This is a genomic window from Arthrobacter sp. NPDC092385 (assembly GCF_044755105.1).
Classification (GTDB): Bacteria; Actinomycetota; Actinomycetes; order Actinomycetales; family Micrococcaceae; genus Arthrobacter_D.
Window position 1 is genome coordinate 143,379 of record NZ_JBIVQL010000006.1, and the last position, 20,583, is coordinate 163,961.

Consider the following 20,583-nt stretch of genomic DNA (forward strand, 5'->3'; position numbering starts at 1 on the left):
GGGGTCGCGCCTAGAGAGGAGGCGTTCCACCCACCGGTTGGGGTCGCGCCTAGAAGGGAACCGCCTCCGCGTCGAGCGCAATGTCCCGGTCCCTGCCCGGCTGCTCGCCCGCGATGCTACCCGTGCCGCCGTCGGGCGCGTCGTCGTCCGCACGGAACGGGGGTGAGGCGTCGTACACCTCACCGGTTGAACTGTCGACACCCTCCGGCGGGCTGTCCTCGACGGGAACGTCCGCGGGCTGTCCGTCCGGGCCGGCCCCGGCAGGGGCCTCACCCCTGTCCGCTGCCGTCCGCCTGAAGTTCGCGGTTCCCCACATGAGGTCGTGGCCCGCCGTGTCGGCATCGATCTCGACGGAGGTGCCCGTCCGGCCGTCGGCGTTGTTCCACGGCCGGACCTTCAGACGACCCGTGACGATCACGCGGTCACCCTTCTTGATGCTGGCCCCGGCATTCGTGGCGAGCTGGCGGAACATCGACACCGAGTACCAGTTGGTGTGGCCGTCCACCCACGCATTCGTCTCCCTGTCGAAGCGCCGCTCCGTGGAACACATGCGGAAGCCGGTGATCGGCAGGCCGCTCTGCGCGAGTGTCAGGCGCACCTCCGTGGCGACGTAGCCCCGCACCGTGATGATGTCAGTCATGATCTGTCCCTCCATAGGTCTCGAGGACGGCGGTGGGTGCCGGCCCGGCTCAAGTCTCGAACTCCTGGGACCGTCGAGGAGGGATGCATCCGCCTATGTTGATAACCGCTTCGACCCGTAGGTGACGGAAGCGCGCAACGGAAGTGCCGTCCGGGCTGAAATCCCCCTTGAGCCCTCACGCTCCCCTTCCTACCGTGGAAGCATGGACACGGCATCACCTCCCCGGACCACCGACACCCACGAACGCGTGATCGGTTCCCTCGACGAACTGGCCGACCTCGTACGGGGCGCGGAAACGGTGTACCTCCGCTACTCGTGCGGTTTCGCAGCGGATCGCGAGTCGACGAGCAAGGACGGCGAGAGCGGCCTCGACCTGCCGGGACTGTCCGTCAACCCGCTCACCCCCGAGCAGTGGTGGACCCGCCCGCTCGAGGACTGGCTGGCACGGCAGATCTGCCAGTACAGGCATCTCGCGGAGGAAGAGGAACGGTTCCCCTGGATCCTCACGGGGAAGTGCGTGGGCCGCGGGCCCGACTGCGAACCCCTCCTCGCTGACGTGGTACCGCTCGGCAGGCTCCACGACGATCTCCTGCAGGAGGCCGGGAAGGTGTACGACGAGCGGTTCGATACCGGGAACCGCCCCTAGGACGCGCGACCGCCTGTGCTGCACCCCGGAACGGCGACGGGCCGGACGCCTCGGCGTCCGGCCCGTCATGCTGTGCCCCCGGCAGGATTCGAACCTGCGACCAGAGGATTAGAAGGCCCCTGCTCTATCCCCTGAGCTACGGAGGCAGTTCGCCCAGTTTACTATGGCCGTCCCCATCGGCTCCGGTCCGCCGGCTCGGCACTACTCGTCGGCGGCGAAGCTCACCCGCAGCTCGAGTCGGTGCTGGCCGTCCGGATCCTGCGAGTAGACGGCCTTCCCCGAGATACCGCGGAGTCCGTCGGTCCCGGACCCGGGAATGATGTGCCCCGAGCTCGCCGCATCGGCGCCTTCGGCGACGCCCCAGTGCTGCACCGTCATCGCGCCGGTCCGGTCACCGATGGTTCCCACGAACTGCTCCGACGCCACGTACCCGGCGCCGACGTCGTTCCCCGCCATCAGGAGCTCGGCCGTGCTCGTCCCGCTGATCTCACCCTCGAAGACCTTGGCCGCCCGGACCCGGGACAGTTCCCCGGTGCTGCCCGGTTCCGTATAGGCTTCGGCATCCCAGGCGGTGATCTCGAACTCGCCGTTGTACGTCGTCGTTCCTGTTTCAATCATCTGCTTAGTATTGCCGCTTCGGGTCCGTCCCGCATGCTGGAATAGTTCGCCGGGTCCCCAGCGCATGCGCCCCGAGGGCCTCAGTGCAACTGTCCCGGCGCCAGCGGCCGGTAGCGCTTGCGGAAGAGGATCTTCGTGCTGCGGTCCACGAAGACGAGGTAGAACGCGAATCCGAGGGCGACGACGGCTGCGACCTGCCGCGCCATCGTCAGGCTGAAGTCGAAGTAGGGGAAGATGTCCAGCTGGTCGGTGATGGCGTACACCATGAAGAAGGCGACCGTCACGTAGAGGAACTTCACCTGCCAGTCGTCGCGGATGCCCGTGACGGCGAACAGGGGGATCAGCCAGACGACGTACCAGGACTGGATCATGGGCGAGAGCAGCACGATCGCCGCGAAGGCGAAGGCGAGCCTGCGGACGAGGTGGCTGTGGTCGCCGCGGAAGATCTGCAGCGCGATGATCACCAGCGAGGCGACGCGTGCCAGCGTGTGGAAGCCATTGGCGATGTCCCAGCCGCTGAGCCCGAGGGCGTCGCCGAGTGTCGCGATGACGAGTCCGATGAACCCGATCGGCGCATACCAGATCCACACGCTGCCCGGCGTGCTGAGGGCACCCACCCAGCCGAAGCCGAAGGTGTTCACGTAGCCCATGAACCACAGGATCCCGAGGGAGAGCCCGGCCGTGATGAACCAGTAGAGGAATCGCCGCGGCCACGAGGCTCCCTTGCCGGCCCACATGAGTCCGACGAAGGGCAGGAAGATCAGGGTGATCGGCTTGATGCCGACGGAGAGGGTGATCAGCAGGATGCCCAGTACCGGTCGTCTGGTCGCGGCGAGGTACAGGCCCGCGAGCGCGAGTCCGATCATCAGGGAGTCGTTGTGGATGGCGGCCACGAAGTTGATGAGGAACAGCGGGTTGGCGACCGTCAGCCAGAGCGCCCGGTTCGCGTTGATGGAGTGGAGTTCGGCGAGCTTCGGGACGGTGTAGACGCAGAGCGCCACACCCACCAGGGCGACGACCCTGAAGAGGATGATCGAGGTGTCCGGGTGCCCGCCGGTGATCCTGACGATGCCCTCCTCGATCCACAGGAAGACCGGTCCGTACGGCGTGGGGCTCTGCGCCCAGAGGTCATCGGCACCGATCTGGAGGTAGTTCGAGATCTGCGAGTAACCGTCCACATAGGGGTTCAGCTTCGCCACCATGACCTGGCCCTGCGCTATGTAGGCGAAGACGTCCCTGCTGAACAGCGGCAGTGCGGCCGCGAGCGGTATGGTCCACGCGATGATCGCCTTCAGCAGGTAGGGCCGAGTGTCGTCCGACCAGCCGTTCAGCCGCTGGCCCAGGCGAAGCCAGGACCGGATCAGGAGCATGCCGCCCAGCGCGAGGAGCAGGACGGACAGCACGGCACCGGGGGGCTCGAAACGCAGCCAGATGATGACAGGATTGCGCCTGAGCTCGGCGGAAGCCAGCGACAGCCACCCGACACCGAGCGATCCCATCCACATCATCAGCGACCCGATGAAACCCTGCACGATGGCGACGTCGGGACGGTTCGGGCCCGGCTGTGTCTCGACCTCTGTGAGCGGGACCTGGGCGGGCATCTGGGAAATCCAATCGTCGGCAAGCATGAGTCGGCGTCGAACGCCCATGTCCTCAGGCCGCCTGCCCGGTCCGGACGGCGGGCGCGCCGCGGGGCGGTCCCGTGCCGGAAGCAGCAGGGTTACCCAGATCTCCCCGCAGCCCTGAGCGAACTGTACGAATATTAGCACCGGGGCCGGGCGCGGGCCCGACACGCTCCGGTCACGGACGCGCAGCACGGGAGCGTCCGGCGGCGGGCAGGCCGGCCCCCCAGCCTCTCCCGGTCCGTGCTGGGAGGCACGGACGCGTCGGTACCGGACGGTACATTGGTCGGATGCCGATATCGAATGAACACATCGTCTGGATCGACTGCGAGATGACGGGCCTGGACCTCGCCGAGGACGCCCTGATCGAGGTGGCCGTCCTCGTGACGGACGCCGAACTCAACGTCCTGGGCGACGGCGTGGACGTGGTGATCAAGCCCGCTCCCGAGGCGATCGCCCAGATGGGTGACTTCGTGCGCGACATGCATACGACGTCGGGCCTGATCGAGGAGCTCGACGGCGGCATCACCATGGGTGAGGCCGAGCAGCTGGTACTCGACTACATCAGGAAGTGGGTTCCGGAGCCGCGGAAGGCCCAGCTGGCCGGGAACTCGGTCGGTACCGACCGGAACTTCCTCGTCCGCGACATGCCGCTCGTCGTCGACCACCTGCACTACCGCATCATCGACGTGTCGACCATCAAGGAACTGGCACGCCGCTGGTTCACCCGCGCCTACTTCCAGTCGCCGCCGAAGACGGGCGGACACCGGGCGCTGGGCGACATCGAGGACTCCATCCGCGAACTGCGCTACTACCGCGCCTCGGTCTTCGTGCCCTCACCGGGACCCGACTCCGCGACGAGCAAGGCGATCGCGCGAACGATCGCACCCTGACCCCCCTGGACGCGGCAACGCGCGGGGCTGTCCGGAGCACGCCGAAAAGTGTGTAAACTTGTATCCGCTGCCTTCGCAGACAGCCTGGAGGAAGCTTCTTCGCCGGGTTGGCCGGTGAAGACGCATGGTGGGTATAGCTCAGTTGGCAGAGCGCCTGGTTGTGGTCCAGGAGGTCGCGGGTTCAACCCCCGTTACTCACCCTCAGGTGCCAGGGAAAGTTCCTGGCCATGTATGCCGTCCCGGAGACCGTCCGGGGCGGCATACGCATTTCGGGCCCAGCACGCCCAGCCCCGGATGACAGCCCGTCGCGGCCTGTGCCTCCTCCGGCTGACAGCAACGAAGGACCAAGACGATGGAACGCACGGTGTTCGAAGAGGATCACGAGCTTTTCCGCGACGTCGCCCGCGAGTTCAATGAACGCGCCGTCGCCCCCCACTACGCAGGGTGGGACCAGCAGCACATGATGGACCGGTCCGTGTGGACCGCGGCGGGAGAGCAGGGAATCCTCGGACTGGCCGTTCCGGAGGAGTTCGGCGGCGCGGGGATGCCGGACTACCGCTTCCGGGCCGTCCTCGACGAGGAATTCGCCCGCAGCAACCACCTCGCCGTCGGACTCGCCTTCCACCTGCACGACGACCTCGTCCTCCCCCACCTGCTCGCCCACGGATCGGACGACCTCAAGGAGCGGTGGCTCCCCGGCATGGTCTCGGGCGAGATCGTCACCTCGTGCGCGTGGACGGAACCGGGGGCCGGCAGCGACCTGCGGGGCATCCGGACCAGGGCGGTGCGCGACGGCGACGACTGGCTCATCACCGGGCAGAAGGTCTTCATCGGCAACGGCATCAGCGGTGATGCCTCCCTCGTGCTCGCACGCACCGACGGCAGCTCGGGGCGTGGGTCCAGCGACTCCTTCTCCCTCTTCATGGTGCGCAGGGGCGAGGGCTACACCCCCGGCCGCCAGCTGGACAAGATGGGCCTGAGGGCCTCGGACACGGCGGAGCTGTTCTTCGACAGCGTGCGTGTTCCCGGCGGGGACCTCGTCGGCGAGGTGGGACAGGGACTGCGGTACAGCCTCGAGCAGATCCCCCAGGGCCGTCTCGGCATCGCCGTCGCCTCCGCCGCCCTCGCCCGGGCGACCTACGAGCAGACCGTACGGTACGTGACCGACCGCAGTGCGTTCGGCGAGCGGGTGCTCGACTTCCAGAACACCCGCCATGTCCTCGCCGACGTGCTGACGGAGGTGGAGGTGACCGAGACCTTCGTCGACCAGGCCGTGCTCGCGTTCAATGCCGGCTCGCTGACCCCGACGGCGGCAGCGCAGGCCAAGCTGTGGGCCAGCGAGCGGGCCAAATCGATCACGGACCGGTGCCTCCAGCTCCATGGCGGCTACGGCTACATCCTCGAGTACCCGGTCTCCCAGGCCTTCCTGGCCGCACGGCTGCTGACCATCTTCGGCGGCACCAGCGAGATCATGCGTGAGTCCATCGGCCGGTCGATCGCCGACCGTCCCGCCCAGAACAGGTAGGTCCATGGCAGTCCACCCCATCACGATCATGGGAGAGCCGGTGCTCCACCGCCGCGCCCTGCCGGTCGAGGCCTTCGACGACGAGCTGCGCACGCTGATCGCCGACATGTTCGAGACCATGGACGTCGCGAACGGTGTCGGTCTCGCCGCGCCGCAGATCGGCGTCGGGCTGCGCATCTTCGTCTACGGGATGGAGAACGACGACGACGTCGCTCCCCGCGGCGTCCTCGTCAACCCGACCCTCGTGACCTCGAAGGTCCCCGGTTCCGACCCCGATCCCGACGACGAGGCCGAGGGCTGCCTGTCCGTACCCGGGGAAGCGTTCCCGCTCAAGCGCGCCGACTGGGTCCGTGTGTCCGGCTTCGACGGCGACGGCTCCCCCGTCGAATTCGAAGCCACGGGGTGGTTCGCCCGATGCATGCAGCACGAGTACGACCACCTGGACGGCAAGCTGTACGTGGACCGCCTCAATGCGCGGGAGTCGCGGAAAGCGAAGAAGGCCCTGAAGAACAACGGCTGGGGAGTCCCCGGACTGACCTGGCTGCCCGGCGTCGATCCCGATCCCTTCGGGCACTGACCCGCCGCGGGCAGGACCGCTGCCGACCCCCGGTCAGGCGTTCTTCCGCACCTCCACTCCGGGGCCGGGCGCGGGAGCCTCGACGAGGTCCTCCAGGCGCCTGACGCCGCGAAGCGGTCCGAGCAGGGCCACGAGCGGCGCCAGGGACGCGATGACGACGCCGACCAGGACGGCATCACGGATGCCGATCGTCTCCGCGAGGATCCCCGCCAGCAGGCTCGCGAGCGCGAGCATCCCCCAGCTCACCGTCCGGGAAGCGGCTCCCAGCCTCCCCATCATTCCCGGGGGGCACACCCGCTGCCGGAAGCTGGACCCCACGACGATATTCCAGGCGACGCTCGCGCCCATGACGAACATGCCCGCGGCCCCCCAGAGCATGCCCCAGCCCGGCGAGAGCATCAAGAGGGAGGCGTAGCCGAACACTCCCGGCACCATGGACCAGCGCCAGAGCGGCCCTGAGCCGAAGCGCTCCCCCATGGAGTGGGCAGTGACTCCACCCACCGCACCTCCGAGGGACGCCGCGGCCAGGAGCAGCCCGAGCCAGACCTCCGACTCCCCCACGGTCCTCAGCACCAGCAGGACGAGCAGGGAGGCAGGGATGTTCCCGCCTAGGTTCCACAGGGCGGCGTTGAAGAGGATGGCGCGCAGCGGGGCCGTGCTGAAGGTGTAGCGGAGGCCCTCGTACATCTCGCGGAGGATGCGCCGGTCGCTCTGCGGCTGCACGACCTCCTTCACGTCCAGGCGCTGGACGGCGACGAGGGAGACGACCGACGTCGCCAGCTGCACGATCAGCGTGTTCGACGCTCCCGCCACGCTGGTCAGCAGCCCCGCGGCAGAGCGGCCTGCGGCATCCGCCGCGGCGCCGGATCCGGTGATGAGGCCGTTGCCCTCCATGAGTTCATCGGCCGTCACCGCCTGCTGTACCAGGGCCGCGTCCGCGAGCTGGAAGAAGACGGACGCCACCCCGGCCACGAAGGCCACGGCGAACAGCAGGGGCGTGCTGAGGAAGCCGAGCCAGAACCCGAGTGGCAGCAGGGCGAGGACGACGACGCGTGCGGCCAGCGCGGCCAGCATCACCGGCTTGCGCGGGAGCCGGTCCACCCAGACCCCGATGATGAGGCCGAGCAGCAGCCACGGCAGGAAGGTCATGCCCGCGAGGGCTGCCACCTCGAAGTTACCGGCATCGAGTTCGACTGCGGCGATGAGCGGCAGTGCCACGGCCGCGACCGCGTTGCCCAGCACCCCTGACGTGCTCGAGATCATCAGGGCACGGAAGTTACGGTTGCGCACCAGCAGGTGTCTCGTCCCGGTACCGCCAGCGCTCATCCGATCACACTAGCCGAGCGCGGCTAGTGTCATCGGCCGCTTTCCGCCAATTCCGGACAGCACTTCGGGCACTCTTGACGATCGGGGGGCTTCCACCGACAATAGTTCGTTCTGGCAATGATTTGAGCCCCGGGTCGGGAGAAGTTCCCGATTTCTCTTCTGGCTTAGCGGGGCCCGATTCGATTGCCGAGCAGTGCGTGGAGGCGGAAAATAGAAGGTGGGAGTGTCTCCCGCGGTCGTTCCCCCAGCAGTACCGCGGTCGATGCGCTCCCGAGGCGGCTATAGACGCCGGGCGGTCCCCCTACCTCTTGAGACCGGGTACGGGGGACCGTTTAATGCACGGCTCGCGAGCGTGGCCGGTCAGGTCGAGGTGAACGGGCCGGCCCCGAAAGCCCCAGCAGAAGGCCGACCCGTTCATACCGCCGCGCCTGCGTATGAGACCCCGCGCCGGTGATCACAGATTAGGCCGACCGGGGGCGATCGACAACGTACGACGCGCCGGGCGGCCGGCAGCTGCCGCGACGGCCGGCAGGACGCCCGGAAACAGGGCTTCGCGCGGAGTCCGCGGTCGGTCGGGGGATGGGTCGACCGATACGCCGGGTTCTGTCATCGCGCGCCGTTGCCGTCGCGCGAGTGGCGGCCATCCATCTACGGACGCCGTTGCCGACGCCCTCCAGCGGCCTACCCGTGCACTCGGGCGGGCAGCCCTCGATCGCGCACTGTCTGGCCTTGCTCCGGGTGGGGTTTACCGAGCCACGCCGGTCACCCGGCGTGCTGGTGGTCTCTTACACCGCCTTTTCACCCTTACTGCCCGCGCCGGCGAAAGCCTGCAGCGGGCAGCGGTCTCTTTTCTGTGGCACTGGCCTGCGGGTTACCCCGAGTGGGCGTTACCCACCACCCTGCCCTGCGGAGCCCGGACGTTCCTCGGTGGAGCGGTGCGAGCACCGTCCAACGCGGCCGCCTGGTCGACCCATCCGTCGTCCATTCTAGGCCGAGCGGGGCCGGGCGGCGCGCACGGGAACGCCTCCGAGGTTGGATAGGGTTGTCCGGTGCTGATCCTGCTTCCCCCGTCCGAAGGCAAGTCCGCCGCCCGCACGGGTGGCCCGCTACAGCTGGAGGAGCTCCACTTCCCCGAGCTCAACCATGCGCGCAGGGACGTCCTCGACGCCCTGAGGACCGTCAGCGGCGCTGAGGACGCGCATGCGGTCCTCGGCGTCGGTGCGTCCCTGGTCGAGGACGTGCAACGGAACCTCCTGCTCGACGTCGCGCCTGCCGCCCCCGCGCACGATGTCTACTCGGGCGTCCTGTACGACGCGCTCGGTTATGCCGGGATGACCTCCGTGCAGAAGCGCAGGGCGCGCGAGCAGTGCGTCGTCATGTCCGGCCTGTGGGGTGCGATCGCCTTCGGTGACCGGATACCGGCCTACCGGCTCTCGATGTCCGTCGACCTCCCCGGCACGGGACGCCTCGCGGGCTTCTGGAGGAAGCACCTGGCTGCTCCGCTGGCCCGGCACGCCGGGACCGGGCTGGTCGTCGACTGCCGATCGAGCACCTATGCCGCCGCCTGGGCTCCGCCCGTGCACCAGAGCGCAGCTGTGAACGTCTTCCAGCTGCGGAACGGCAAGCGCACCGTCGTCTCCCACTTCGCCAAGCACACGCGTGGCGAGCTCGCGCGCCATCTGCTCACGCGGCGCGGCTCGGCGCCGGCCACCCCGGAGGCCCTGCTGCGGGCAACCCGCGAGAGATGGGCGGCGGACCTCCGTCCGGCGACAGCCCGCAGGCCGGCCCAACTCGACATCCTGCTCGACTGAGCGGGCAGGTACCGAGCGTGCAGCTACCGTCGGTCGGCGACCAGTTCCACCTCGAAGCCCTCGGCGTTCTCGAGGTAGGCGGCGTAATGATCGGGTCCGCCCGCGAACGGGTGCTTGTCGGTGAACATCAGGGACCAGCCGTGGCTCGTCGCCCGCCGCGCCAGCAGATCGACGTCCGCCCGTGAGCCCGCACGGAACGCGAGGTGGTTCACTCCCGGCCGACGGCGCTCGTGGCCTCCCGCGGCGAGGTCGGGTCCGCTCTCGAGCACGACGTAGAACTCCTCGGATCCGTAGCTGATCCCGTCCTTCCACGACTCCTTGCGGGGGAAGCCGAGCCGTTCCAGCAGCCAGCCGAGGCTCGCTTCCGCCGCCGCCAGATCCCGCGTCCACACCTCGAGGTGGTGGAGCCGGCCCGCCGGGCGTGGGACCGCCTCGGCGGCAGGCTCGGGTTCACGTGCCCGGACGGCGGCTGCTCGGGGCTTCCACTCGACACCGGCCATCCCTGCGTCCATCGCCTCGTTGGAGAGCCGGTCGGCGTCCTTGTTCCGCTCACGAGGGATCCACTCGTAGGTCACCCGACGCGGATCGAGGACCTTCCGTGCCTTCGCAGCGAGCACGCGCATGTCGGCGTGCTTGATCTGCCACCGGCCGGACATCTGCTCGACGACGAGCTTCGAGTCCATCTTCACGTGCACGGAGGCCTGCGGGTTGATCTCCCGTGCGAGCTCGAGCCCCGACACGAGGCCCGAGTATTCGGCGACGTTGTTGGAGGCCTTGCCGATGTACGCCGCCTTCTCGACGAGGATCGTGCCGGAGTCAGGATCGCGCACGAGCGCGCCGTACCCGGCATGCCCGGGATTGCCGCGGGACCCGCCGTCGGCCTCGACGATGAGCCGCGCGGGAACTCCCGTCGCTGCCGGCTCGTCGGTGTCCGAGGACGCGTAGGGGTCGAACAACTGCTGATCCGTCACGGCTGCTGGTTCCCCCAGTCGCCGGACCGGACGAGGATGCACCCGGAATCCGGGCAGAGCACGACGTCGTCGGGCGCTGCGCTCGAGATGTCGGCGAGGTCGCCGGGGCTGAGCTGCATGCCGGAGCCCTCCGACTTGCCGTGGAACAATCGGGCGGCCCCCACGCCGCGCCTGGCGAGGATGCGCTCGTAGAGGGCGAGCAGCCCGGTGTCGAAGGTGGATGCCAGCTCGTTGCGGCGTGCCTGCACGTCGACGCGCTGCAGCTCGATGTCGGCGAGTTCGACGTCGCGCGCCTCCTCGAGGGCCCGGAGCTCGTGGCGCACGGCGTTGGTGCGGGCCTGGACCTCCGTCCGCGCGGCACGTGCGGCCTCCACCCGTTCCATCACGTCCAGCTCCACGTCCTCGAGGTCCGAGCGGCGCTTCGTCAACGAGGCCACCTCGTGCTGCAGCGCCGTCAGGTCCTTCGAGGTCCCGGTTCCGCTGTTGAGGCGCTTCTCATCACGATCGAGGCGGTCGACGACGTTCTGCACCTCGTCCTCCGCGCGGGTCAGCTCACGCTCGAGGTCCCCCAGTTCGGTGCTGGCCCTCACGAGTTCGGCGTCCACCTCCGCGACCCGGGCTGCGACCGTGCCGAGTTCGGGGTTGCTGCGCGCAGCGGCAGCCTGGCGGGTCAGCTTGTTGAGGGTCGAGTCGAGTGCCTGCAGGTCGAGCAGGCGGAGTTGTTCCTCGGGTGCAGCCTTGGCCACGGTAAACCTCCAGGATCGGACGGGTGGGGCGCGACGTGCGGACGCGGATGTCGTCCAAGCCTAGGCCACACGGCATCCGCGGGGCGTCAGTGGCCGGGTGTGAGGACGAAGTCCCAGGGGTCGGTGTTGACGCCGCTGACCCGGATATCGGTGGTGAAGCCCTGGTCGGTGAGCACGTTGCCCAGGGCGTCGGCGGCAGGCGTGAGCCAGAGCCACTCGCTGCCGAAGTGGGAGACGTCGATGAGGTAGGGCGCCTTCCCGGCTGCCGCCTCCCGCACCTCCGACGCCGGGTGGTGGCGGAGGTCCGCGGTGACGTACACATCGGCCTGGCTCGAGCGCACGCTGTCGAACAGGGAATCCCCCGCTCCCCCGCACACGGCGACCCTGCGGACGAGTGCGTCCTTGTCGCCGGCCACCCGCACGCCGCCCGCGACGGCGGGCAGGATGGAGAAGACGGCCTCGGCGAAGGCACCGAGGGCGAGCGGCGCCGCCAGGTTCCCGACGCGCCCGATGCCCTCCTCGGGCAGGCCGTCGGCGGCCCGAGCCAGCGGCTCGACGTCCTGCAGCCCGAGCGCGTCGGCCAGCACGTCGGACACTCCGCCGACCGCGCTGTCGCCATTGGTGTGGACCGTCACGAGGGCGCAGCCTGCCTCGATGAGCCGGTGGATGGCCTCGCCCTTGAAGCCGGCTGCCGCAACGGTCGAGACGGGCTTCAGCAGGAGGGGATGGTGGGACACGATCATCGTCGCCCCCCAGCCCAGCGCCTCGTCGAGGACGGCGGCCGTAGGGTCCACCGTGAACAGGATCTTCCCGACCCGGTTCTCCGACCGGCCCGCCACCAGCCCGACGGCGTCCCACCCCTCGGCGAGGCTCTCGGGCCACAGTTCCTCGATGGCCAGCAGGACGTCGCCGACGGTCGGCGCGGGGGAAGGCTGCCCGGCGTCGTGCTCGTTCTGTTCCATGACATCAGTAATACCCGCCGCCGACCGGCCCTCCAAGTCCGCAGGGTTCACTGCGGACTGATGTCCGACGGGAATCATCGGCCCATCCCGCGCATTGACACAGACATGAAGACTTTTGTGCTCGGAGGGGGCTGTTTCTGGTGCCTCGATGCCCTTTACCAGAAGACTCGCGGCGTGACCGAGGTCGTCTCCGGCTACACCGGCGGCCACACGAAGCACCCTGACTACGATTCCGTCTGTTCGGGAATGACCGGGCACGCCGAGGTGGTCGCGGTGAGCTTCGACGAGACCGCTATTCCCGAGGACGTGATCCTCGACATGTTCTTCGTGTCCCACGACCCCACCACCCTCAACCGCCAGGGCTACGACGTCGGCACACAGTACCGGAGCGTCATGTACTACCAGGACGCGGCGCAGAAGGAACTCTTCGAGGACGCGATCCGCCGCAACCAGGAGAACTGGAAGAACCCGATCGTCACCGAGGTCAGCAGGCTCCCGCAGTTCCACGTGGCCGAGGACTGGCACCAGAACTACTACGCGAAGCACCCCGAGCAGGGCTACTGCCAGGTGATCATCAACCCGAAGCTCTCCAAGGCCCGGAAATATTACGCCCAGTGGCTCGCCGCGTAGGCGCACGGCACCCCACCCGTTAAGCTGACCGCCGTCGGTCCCGGGGCGGTTCCGGAACCGCCCGCCGACGTCGAACCCTTCCACCTCCGAACAGGCAGGCTCCCGCATGGCAAAGATCTACGACGACGTCACACAACTGGTGGGACGGACTCCCCTCGTCCGCCTCAACCGCCTGACCGAAGGGCTCGACGCCCAGGTTGCCGTCAAGCTCGAGTTCTACAACCCTGCCAACAGCGTCAAGGACCGGATCGGCGTGGCGATCGTCGACGCCGCCGAGAAGGCCGGTGCCCTCCGGCCGGGCGGGACGATCGTCGAGGGGACCTCCGGGAACACGGGCATCGCCCTGGCGATGGTCGGCGCCGCCCGCGGCTACAGGGTGATCCTGACGATGCCGGAGACCATGTCCACGGAGCGTCGCGTGATGCTCCGCGCCTACGGTGCCGAGATCGTCCTCACACCCGGATCCGAGGGCATGCGCGGCGCCGTCGAGCGGGCCAAGGAGATCGTCGCGACGACCGAGAACGCCATCTGGGCGCAGCAGTTCGCCAACGCCGCGAACCCGGCCATCCACCGCACCACCACCGCCGAGGAGGTCTGGGAGGACACGGACGGCGAGGTCGACATCTTCGTGGCGGGCGTCGGGACCGGTGGCACCATCACCGGCGTCGGCCAGGTGCTGAAGGAGCGCAAGCCCGGAGTGCAGATCGTCGTCGTCGAGCCTGCCGATTCCCCGATCCTGAACGGCGGCGCACCCGGCCCCCACAAGATCCAGGGCCTCGGCGCGAACTTCATCCCCGAGAACCTCGACCGCGAGGTCTACGACGAGGTGCTGGATGCCACGGTGGAGGACTCCGTGCGTATCGCCCGTGCGCTCGGCACGCAGGAGGGCATCCTCGGCGGCATCTCGTCGGGAGCCATCGTGTGGGCCGCCCTCGAGCTCGCGAAGCGCCCCGAGAACGCCGGTAAGCTCATCGTGGCCGTCGTGTGCGATTTCGGCGAGCGCTACATCTCCACGGTGCTCTTCGACGACATCCGCGGCTGACTCCGCCCGCACGACCTCCTGATACCTGCCAACGACCACGACCATGCCACGAGAAGGTAGCCGGTGAGCTTTCTAGAACGACTGCGCGAGGACCTCGAGACCGCGCGCACCCACGATCCGGCTGCCCGTGGTTCCTTCGAGAACACCGTGGTGTACTCGGGGCTCCATGCCATCTGGGTGCACCGCCTGACCCACCGGATGTGGCGGAACGAGAAGCTGCGCTTCCCCGCCCGTGCACTCGCCCAGTTCGCGCGGGCGCTCACCGGCGTCGAGATCCATCCGGCCGCGACCATCGGCCGGCGGTTCTTCATCGACCACGGCATGGGTGTCGTGATCGGCGGTACCGCCGAGATCGGTGACGACGTCATGCTCTACCAGGGTGTGACCCTCGGCGGACGCTCCCTCGAGAAGGTGAAGCGCCACCCGACCATCGGCGACCGCGTGACCATCGGGGCGGGAGCCAAGGTGCTGGGGCCCATCACCATCGGTGCGGGCAGCGCTGTCGGTGCGAATGCCGTCGTCGTGAAGGACACTCCTCCCGATTCGATCGTGACGGGCATCCCGGCCACGTTCCGCCACCGCGATTCGCGGCGCGAGACGCAGCCCGCCGTCGACCCCGCGGAGTACGTGGACCCCGCCATCTACATCTAGCGGCAACGACCATCCAGCTGCGACGACAGAAGCCCCGGACCGCGGTCCGGGGCTTCTGTCGTGCAAGGGTCCGTCAGTGGGTGTCGACGGCTTCGATCTCGGACTTGTCCTCGCCCCACAGGGTGTGGAACGTGCCCTCGGTGTCGACACGGTTGTAGGTGTGCGCTCCGAAGAGGTCGCGCAGACCCTGCGTCAGGGCGGCCGGGAGGCGCGTGCGGCGCAGGCCGTCGTAATAGGCCAGCGACGCGGAGAACACCGGGACGGGGATGCCCAGCTGGACGGCGGTCGAGACGACCCGGCGCCAGGCCGGGACGGCGCCGGCGATCGCTTCGGCGAAGGCCGGGGCCAGCAGGAGGTTCGCCGGCCGGTCCTCGCCCGCGTAGGCCTTCATGATGTCGTCGAGCAGCTCGGCCCGGATGATGCAGCCGGCACGCCAGAGGGAGGCGATCTCGTCGAGCTCGAGCTCCCAGCCGTACTCCTTCGCCGCAGCGGTGAGCATGTCGATGCCCTGGGCATAGCTGACGAGCTTGGACGCGTACAGGGCCAGCCGGACGTCCTCGACGAAGGTCTCCGGCAGGTCCACGGTGCCCTCGTGGCCCTGCAGGATGTCCTGGGCCAGGACCCGCTGCTCCAGCTGCGAGGACAGCGCGCGGGCGAACACCGACTCCGCGATGCCCGACGTCGGGCTCCCCAGTTCCAGCGCCGAGACGACGGTCCAGCGGCCGGTCCCCTTCTGGCCCGCCGCGTCCACGACGACGTCGACGAAGGGCTTGCCCGTGCGCGCGTCGGTGTGGCCGAGCACCTCGGCCGTGATCTCGATCAGGAACGAGGACAGCGTCCCCGAATTCCAGTCGGTGAAGATCTTCGCCTGGTCCGCCGGTTCGATCCCCGCCCCGGACCGGAGGAGGTCGAACGCCTCGCCGATGACCTGCATGTCCGCGTATTCGATGCCGTTGTGCACCATCTTCACGAAGTGCCCGGCGCCGTCGGTGCCGATCCAGCGGCAGCAGGGCTCGCCGTTGTACTTGGCCGAGATCTTCTCGAGCATCGGGCCGAGGGAGTCGTAGGACTCGCGCGAACCGCCCGGCATGATCGACGGGCCCAGGAGCGCACCCTCCTCACCCCCCGAGACACCCACGCCGACGAAGTGGAGATCGTGCTTCGACAGGGCGGCTTCGCGGCGGCGCGTGTCCTCGTAGTGGGAGTTCCCGCCGTCGATCACGATGTCACCGGGTTCCAGCAGCGGCGTGAGCTGGTCGATCACCGAGTCCACGGGCTTGCCGGCCTTGACCATGATCAGCACCCGGCGCGGCTTCTCGAGGGAGTCGACGAGTTCCTGCAGGGTCTCGGTGCGGATGAACTCGCCGTCGCCGCCGTGCTTCTCCAGCAGGGCGTCCGTCTTCTCGATGGACCTGTTGTGCAGGGCCACCGTGTACCCGTTGCGGGCAAGGTTCCGGGCGAGGTTCGCTCCCATGACTGCCAGGCCTGTGACGCCGATCTGTGCGCTCAATGTGTTCTCCGTCGTTTGTCAGCTGCATGCATGGCGCTGCATGTCCCGGCGCTTCCGGCGCATGCAGCGCGGGCTATCCGGTCGCTTTCACACTATTACCGTCCCGACACCCGCCGCCACACCCGCAGCCGCACGCGGCGTTTTATGTCACCGCTCCCCGCAGGGGCGGCGTGTCCCATGCGACACGCGCCCGGCTGGGACGCTGGCACGATCCGTGAAAGAATGATAAGGATGTCCGACGTTACGATCACCCCCGCCGCCCCCGCCCCCGCTTCCGCGCGCCCCCAGGTGCGCCCCGAGGTGGAGGGCGCCGAACCGATCGTCTCCAGCGACGGCCGGCCACTGCTGCAGTTCAAGTCGCCCCGCGTCAGCCAGCCACCGGTCCACCTCGCCGACCTCACGCTTGCCGAACGCCAGGAGCGCCTGAAGGAACTGGGGCACCAGGGCTTCCGGGCGAAGCAGCTGTCGACGCACTACTTCTCGCACTACACGACGGACCCGGCGGACATGAGCGACCTGCCGAAGGCCGGGCGCGAGGAACTGGTCAAGGCCATGTTCCCGCCGCTGCTCACCGAGGTGAAACGCCTGACCACGGACAACGGCGACACCATCAAGTTCCTCTGGCGCCTCTTCGACGGCGCGCTCGTCGAGTCCGTCCTGATGCGCTACCCCGGCCGCGTGACCCTGTGCGTGTCCTCGCAGGCCGGCTGCGGCATGAACTGCCCGTTCTGTGCGACGGGCCAGGCCGGACTGACGCGGAACATGTCGACGGCGGAGATCGTCGACCAGGTCGTCGCCGCCAACCGGGCCCTCGCCGAGGGGGCGCTGGGAGACCTGCGCACCGATGGCGGGCACGACGCCGACCGCGTCACCAATATCGTCTTCATGGGCATGGGTGAACCCCTGGCCAACTACAAGCGCGTGATGGCCGCGCTGCACCGCTTCGTCGACGACTCCCCCGAGGGCCTCGGCATGTCGGCCCGGAACATCACCGTGTCCACGGTCGGCCTGGTACCGGCGATCAACAAGCTGGCTGCGGAGTCCCTGCCGGTCACCTTCGCGCTGTCCCTCCACGCCCCCGACGACGAGCTGCGCGACGAGCTCATCCCCGTGAACACGCGCTGGAAGGTCGATGAGGCGCTGGACGCGGCGTACAACTACTACCGCACCACCGGGCGCCGGGTGAGTATCGAGTACGCGCTCATCAAGGACATGAACGACCACGCCTGGCGTGCGGACCTGCTGGCCAAGAAGCTCAACCAGCGCGGGCGCGGCTGGGTGCATGTCAACCCGATCCCGCTCAATCCGACACCGGGATCCATCTGGACGGCTTCGGAGAAGAGCGTCTCCACCGAGTTCATCAACCGCCTCCGCGCTGCCGGCATCCCGACCACGCTGCGGGATACCCGCGGCAAGGAGATCGACGGCGCCTGCGGCCAGCTCGCGGCCGGCGAGTAGCGCCACCCCGATTGGCGCGGCAGCCCGCCGAGCCGGTATAGTCGTTCCTCGTGATGGCGCCCGTCGAGCTGTAGCCGGCGGCGCGGCATCGCAGGAATGCGGGTCTTTAGCTCAGCTGGTAGAGCGCCACGTTTACACCGTGGATGTCATCGGTTCGATCCCGGTAGGACCCACGAGAACAACGAGGAAAGCCCCGCTCCGGCGGGGCTTTCCTCGTTCCTGGCACGTCCGCGCGGTTCGGTCACCGTGCTTCGGACACACCGACCGGCCTGCCGTCGGCGAAGGTCACGACATAGGCTTGGCCCATGATCGTCACCGTGCACTGCAGCGCTCCGACGAGCCTGCAGTCCTCCCCGGGACCGGGAGGAACGGGCTGCTCGAAGATGGGTTCCAGGAGTTCGGGCGGGATACCGGGGGGCGTGGGCTCGTGGAAAGGCAGCGAGCCGGGTGGGATGCAGGTGTAGGGATCGGCCGGGTCGGTCCACCACGCTCCCGCCTCCGTGATGGGGCACTGCGGGTAGGGCGGATCGGGCAGGGCCTCCGGCGGCAGGTCACCGCCCATACCGCTGCCCGGACCACCCGTACCCCTCCCGGGCAGGCCCGATCCCTGGCCCGGTGCCACCGGCGCAGGCTCGGCCTGCACCGGGGCGGGAGCGGGGCGCGGAACGAAGCCCGGCACGAAGACAGAGAGCTCCTCGCCGGCGGATGTTTGATCGACCCGCGCCGAGCCCGGGTGACCCGGAGGAGAATCGATCGAACCGGGAGGCGGGACGTCGGCCACCTCGCTCGTCGCGGCCGCCGTGCCCCCTGCAGGAGGCGGGCCCCAGTACTCGAGGACGACCGGTGTCGCGGCGACTGCCGCCGCCGTCGCGAGGGCGATTGTGAGAGACCGTGTTGAATGACGCATGTTCCACCCCGTGTAAGAGACCTATGGGACGAACGTAGTGCTGCTCGCGGGGCACAGACACAGTAGCCGCTACTCAACCCGGTTCTGGACTACGTGCTCCAGACCTGCATCGCCACCTAATCCCGGGGAACGTCCGGCAGCATGTCGGCCAGGTACGTCAGGGACTCGGAGACGCCGGCCTCGATCTTCAGGGCGGCGAATTCGTCACCCCGGGTCCACCCGCGGTTGATGATGACCACGGGCTTTCCGCCCTTGAACGCGTGCCGGACGAACCTCAGCCCGCTCATGACGGTGAGTGAGGAACCCGCGACCAGCAGGGCCCCGGCGGCGTCGACCATCGCGTAGGCGGCGGCGACACGATCCTTCGGCACGTTCTCGCCGAAGTACACGAAGTCGGGCTTGAGCATCCCCCCGCAGACCGGGCAGGGCGCCATCACGAAATCACCGGTGTCATCCACATCGGCATCCGCGTCCGGGGCCACATCGCCGGCATCGGACTCGCGCTCGAGGTAGCCCGGATTGAGCGCCTCGAGGATCTCGGCGATCCGGGACCGCGGGAAGGTCGAGGAGCACCGCAGGCACACGACGCGATCGAACGTCCCGTGCAGGTCGATCACGTCGGTGCTTCCGGCGGACGAGTGGAGCCTGTCGACGTTCTGCGTGATCAGTCCGGTCAGCAGTCCCCGCTGCTCCAGCCGTGCAACGGCAGCGTGCCCGGCATTCGGATCCGCCCGTCGGAGATGTCGCCAGCCCACGTGGTTGCGCGCCCAGTACCGGCGCCTGAGGGCCTCGTCGCCGACGAACTGCTGGTAGGTCATCGGATTGCGCGGGACCGACTGTGGGCCGCGGTAGTCGGGGATACCCGAGTCCGTGCTCAGTCCCGCTCCTGTGAGCACCGCGAGCCGGAGGCCGCGGAGCAGGGCGAGAGCCCGGTCGAGGAGCTCCAGATCCTCAGGCGGCAGGGGCGCGAGACCCGCGGACGGGGTGGCGCTCACGAAACCGGTCAGCCCGAGCCGAGGGTTGGACTCCGGTCCGGGGAGGTCGGCCCGTCGGCCTCCCCCCTCGCCGGGGGAGGTCACAGCGCGGCTTCGACCGAGCTCAGGGCCGTGGCGTAGTCGGCCATGGGCCGTCCCTGCCCGTGGGGGGACGAGACGACGGCGCGTACCGTCCCGGAGCCGTCCAGGACGTAGCTGACGCGCTCGGCATAGCCGTGGACGTCGTCGAAGGCGTCATAGGACCGCGTCACGGAGCCGTGCGGCCAGAAGTCGGCGAGGAGGTCGAAGGAGATGTCGTTGGCATCGGCGAACGCGCGGAGGGTGTATTTGTGGTCCACGGAGATCGCCACGAGGCTGACGCCCGCGGCATCGAACACATCGAGGTTGTCCCGCAGCTGGCCGAGCTCGTCGGTGCAGACGCGCGAGAAGGCGAACGGGAAGAAGACGATGACGGCGCCACCGACCAGCGAGTCGCTGCGCACGGTCTCACCGAACTGGTTCGCAAGGGCGAACGCGGGGGCGACGGATCCGACCTCGAGCGGCAAGGCTACTGCTTCCGACGGCTGACGAGCCGGGTCGCGGACCATTCCTTCGAGACACCTGCCGACGACGTCGAGTGCAGACCGGCGGTCGGTGCGGCTTCCTGCACATCGGCGGGAGACACGTAGCCCGGCCGGCCGGACTTGGGGGTGAGGAGCCAGACCACGCCGCCGGCCCCGAGGGACGTCAGGGCATCCACGAGCGCGTCGACGAGGTCACCGTCACCGGCGCGCCACCACAGGATCACGCCGTCGACGACATCCTGGTCATCCTCCGTGAGCAGCTCCGAGCCGACGCCGTCCTCCAGGTTCTCCCGGAAGTCGAAGTCGACGTCGTCGTCGTAACCGAGTTCCTGAACAAGGTCTCCGCCCTTGAAACCCAACTTGCCTGCCACGTCGACCGCAGTGGCGGCTTCAGCCTCGCTCACTTAGCTCCTCCTGGAAAGACGGCACCGTCACCTGACGTGCCCTCGTATAGATATTCATTGCTACCAGCCAACACCTTTATACGCCA

21 protein-coding genes, 3 tRNA genes and 1 other RNA gene are annotated in these 20,583 nt (G+C 68.7%); 11 read left to right on the forward strand and 14 right to left on the reverse strand.

The window, feature by feature from the left end:
* Positions 1-49: 49 nt before the first annotated feature.
* Positions 50-640, reverse strand: coding sequence for a single-stranded DNA-binding protein (ssb, locus tag ACIQCY_RS09755; protein ID WP_400483695.1), 591 nt, complete (start codon positions 638-640; stop codon positions 50-52).
* A 202-nt stretch (positions 641-842) separates the two neighbouring features.
* On the opposite strand from ssb, the gene ACIQCY_RS09760 reads away from it, so the two are divergent.
* Positions 843-1,286, forward strand: coding sequence for a DUF6098 family protein (locus tag ACIQCY_RS09760; RefSeq protein ID WP_400483696.1), 444 nt, complete (start codon positions 843-845; stop codon positions 1,284-1,286).
* A gap of 73 nt (positions 1,287-1,359) precedes the next feature.
* Here the strand turns inward: ACIQCY_RS09760 and ACIQCY_RS09765 are convergent.
* The 3 genes from ACIQCY_RS09765 to mptB all read right to left on the reverse strand — a co-directional run bounded on the left by ACIQCY_RS09765 (position 1,360) and on the right by mptB (position 3,505).
* A tRNA-Arg gene (locus ACIQCY_RS09765) sits at positions 1,360-1,432 on the reverse strand.
* Positions 1,433-1,487: 55 nt separating this feature from the next.
* Positions 1,488-1,904, reverse strand: a complete 417-nt coding sequence (locus tag ACIQCY_RS09770) for a DUF3224 domain-containing protein (protein ID WP_400483697.1) — start codon at positions 1,902-1,904, stop codon at positions 1,488-1,490.
* An 80-nt stretch (positions 1,905-1,984) separates the two neighbouring features.
* Positions 1,985-3,505: a polyprenol phosphomannose-dependent alpha 1,6 mannosyltransferase MptB gene (gene mptB, locus ACIQCY_RS09775; RefSeq protein WP_400483698.1), complete on the reverse strand. Its 1,521-nt coding sequence runs from the start codon at positions 3,503-3,505 to the stop codon at positions 1,985-1,987.
* 311 nt (positions 3,506-3,816) lie between these two features.
* On the opposite strand from mptB, the gene orn reads away from it, so the two are divergent.
* The 4 genes from orn to def all read left to right on the forward strand — a co-directional run bounded on the left by orn (position 3,817) and on the right by def (position 6,521).
* On the forward strand, positions 3,817-4,419 hold the full coding sequence (gene orn, locus ACIQCY_RS09780) for an oligoribonuclease (protein ID WP_400483699.1): 603 nt from the start codon (positions 3,817-3,819) through the stop codon (positions 4,417-4,419).
* 127 nt (positions 4,420-4,546) lie between these two features.
* A tRNA-His gene (locus tag ACIQCY_RS09785) sits at positions 4,547-4,619 on the forward strand.
* Between the two features lie 152 nt (positions 4,620-4,771).
* Entirely contained in the window at positions 4,772-5,944 is a 1,173-nt protein-coding gene (locus ACIQCY_RS09790; protein WP_400483700.1) for an acyl-CoA dehydrogenase family protein, read from the forward strand.
* A 4-nt stretch (positions 5,945-5,948) separates the two neighbouring features.
* Positions 5,949-6,521 carry a peptide deformylase gene (def, locus tag ACIQCY_RS09795; RefSeq protein WP_400483701.1) on the forward strand — a complete coding sequence of 191 codons (573 nt, stop codon included), beginning with the start codon at positions 5,949-5,951 and terminating at the stop codon, positions 6,519-6,521.
* A 33-nt stretch (positions 6,522-6,554) separates the two neighbouring features.
* Here def and ACIQCY_RS09800 read toward each other — a convergent pair whose 3' ends face one another.
* Positions 6,555-7,847, reverse strand: coding sequence for an MFS transporter (locus tag ACIQCY_RS09800; RefSeq protein WP_400483702.1), 1,293 nt, complete (start codon positions 7,845-7,847; stop codon positions 6,555-6,557).
* Between the two features lie 576 nt (positions 7,848-8,423).
* Positions 8,424-8,820: RNase P RNA component class A (gene rnpB, locus ACIQCY_RS09805), an RNA gene on the reverse strand.
* Between the two features lie 76 nt (positions 8,821-8,896).
* On the opposite strand from rnpB, the gene ACIQCY_RS09810 reads away from it, so the two are divergent.
* Positions 8,897-9,658 carry a YaaA family protein gene (locus ACIQCY_RS09810; RefSeq protein WP_400483703.1) on the forward strand — a complete coding sequence of 254 codons (762 nt, stop codon included), beginning with the start codon at positions 8,897-8,899 and terminating at the stop codon, positions 9,656-9,658.
* Positions 9,659-9,681: 23 nt separating this feature from the next.
* On the opposite strand, the gene ACIQCY_RS09815 is transcribed toward ACIQCY_RS09810, so the two are convergent.
* From ACIQCY_RS09815 to ACIQCY_RS09825, 3 genes are all read right to left on the reverse strand, one after another.
* A complete protein-coding gene (locus ACIQCY_RS09815) occupies positions 9,682-10,629 on the reverse strand; it encodes a reverse transcriptase-like protein (protein WP_400483704.1) in 948 nt (315 codons plus the stop codon).
* A complete protein-coding gene (locus ACIQCY_RS09820; protein ID WP_400483705.1) occupies positions 10,626-11,375 on the reverse strand; it encodes a zinc ribbon domain-containing protein in 750 nt (249 codons plus the stop codon). The genes ACIQCY_RS09815 and ACIQCY_RS09820 overlap by 4 nt, the downstream gene beginning before the upstream one ends.
* A gap of 86 nt (positions 11,376-11,461) precedes the next feature.
* The gene (locus tag ACIQCY_RS09825) at positions 11,462-12,337 is read right to left on the reverse strand and encodes a Nif3-like dinuclear metal center hexameric protein (protein WP_400483706.1); all 876 of its coding nucleotides are present in this window, start codon (positions 12,335-12,337) and stop codon (positions 11,462-11,464) included.
* A gap of 105 nt (positions 12,338-12,442) precedes the next feature.
* Between ACIQCY_RS09825 and msrA the strand changes: the two genes are divergently transcribed.
* From msrA to epsC, 3 genes are all read left to right on the forward strand, one after another.
* The gene (msrA, locus tag ACIQCY_RS09830) at positions 12,443-12,967 is read left to right on the forward strand and encodes a peptide-methionine (S)-S-oxide reductase MsrA (RefSeq protein ID WP_400483707.1); all 525 of its coding nucleotides are present in this window, start codon (positions 12,443-12,445) and stop codon (positions 12,965-12,967) included.
* Between the two features lie 106 nt (positions 12,968-13,073).
* On the forward strand, positions 13,074-14,009 hold the full coding sequence (cysK, locus tag ACIQCY_RS09835; RefSeq protein WP_400483708.1) for a cysteine synthase A: 936 nt from the start codon (positions 13,074-13,076) through the stop codon (positions 14,007-14,009).
* 63 nt (positions 14,010-14,072) lie between these two features.
* Complete coding sequence (gene epsC / locus ACIQCY_RS09840) at positions 14,073-14,660, forward strand: serine O-acetyltransferase EpsC (protein ID WP_400483709.1); 588 nt, start codon at positions 14,073-14,075, stop codon at positions 14,658-14,660.
* 73 nt (positions 14,661-14,733) lie between these two features.
* On the opposite strand, the gene gndA is transcribed toward epsC, so the two are convergent.
* Positions 14,734-16,170, reverse strand: coding sequence for an NADP-dependent phosphogluconate dehydrogenase (gene gndA, locus ACIQCY_RS09845; RefSeq protein ID WP_400483710.1), 1,437 nt, complete (start codon positions 16,168-16,170; stop codon positions 14,734-14,736).
* Positions 16,171-16,401: 231 nt separating this feature from the next.
* Here gndA and rlmN point away from each other — a divergent pair, with 231 nt between their 5' ends.
* On the forward strand, positions 16,402-17,628 hold the full coding sequence (rlmN, locus tag ACIQCY_RS09850; RefSeq protein WP_400483711.1) for a 23S rRNA (adenine(2503)-C(2))-methyltransferase RlmN: 1,227 nt from the start codon (positions 16,402-16,404) through the stop codon (positions 17,626-17,628).
* Between the two features lie 100 nt (positions 17,629-17,728).
* Positions 17,729-17,801, forward strand: a tRNA-Val gene (locus ACIQCY_RS09855).
* A 68-nt stretch (positions 17,802-17,869) separates the two neighbouring features.
* Here ACIQCY_RS09855 and ACIQCY_RS09860 read toward each other — a convergent pair.
* From ACIQCY_RS09860 to ACIQCY_RS09875, 4 genes are all read right to left on the reverse strand, one after another.
* A complete protein-coding gene (locus ACIQCY_RS09860; protein WP_400483712.1) occupies positions 17,870-18,535 on the reverse strand; it encodes a hypothetical protein in 666 nt (221 codons plus the stop codon).
* A 116-nt stretch (positions 18,536-18,651) separates the two neighbouring features.
* Positions 18,652-19,530: an NAD-dependent protein deacetylase gene (locus ACIQCY_RS09865; RefSeq protein ID WP_400483713.1), complete on the reverse strand. Its 879-nt coding sequence runs from the start codon at positions 19,528-19,530 to the stop codon at positions 18,652-18,654.
* A gap of 80 nt (positions 19,531-19,610) precedes the next feature.
* Positions 19,611-20,075, reverse strand: coding sequence for a redoxin domain-containing protein (locus ACIQCY_RS09870; RefSeq protein ID WP_400483714.1), 465 nt, complete (start codon positions 20,073-20,075; stop codon positions 19,611-19,613).
* A gap of 2 nt (positions 20,076-20,077) precedes the next feature.
* Positions 20,078-20,497, reverse strand: a complete 420-nt coding sequence (locus ACIQCY_RS09875) for a DUF3052 domain-containing protein (RefSeq protein WP_400483715.1) — start codon at positions 20,495-20,497, stop codon at positions 20,078-20,080.
* Positions 20,498-20,583: the final 86 nt, after the last annotated feature.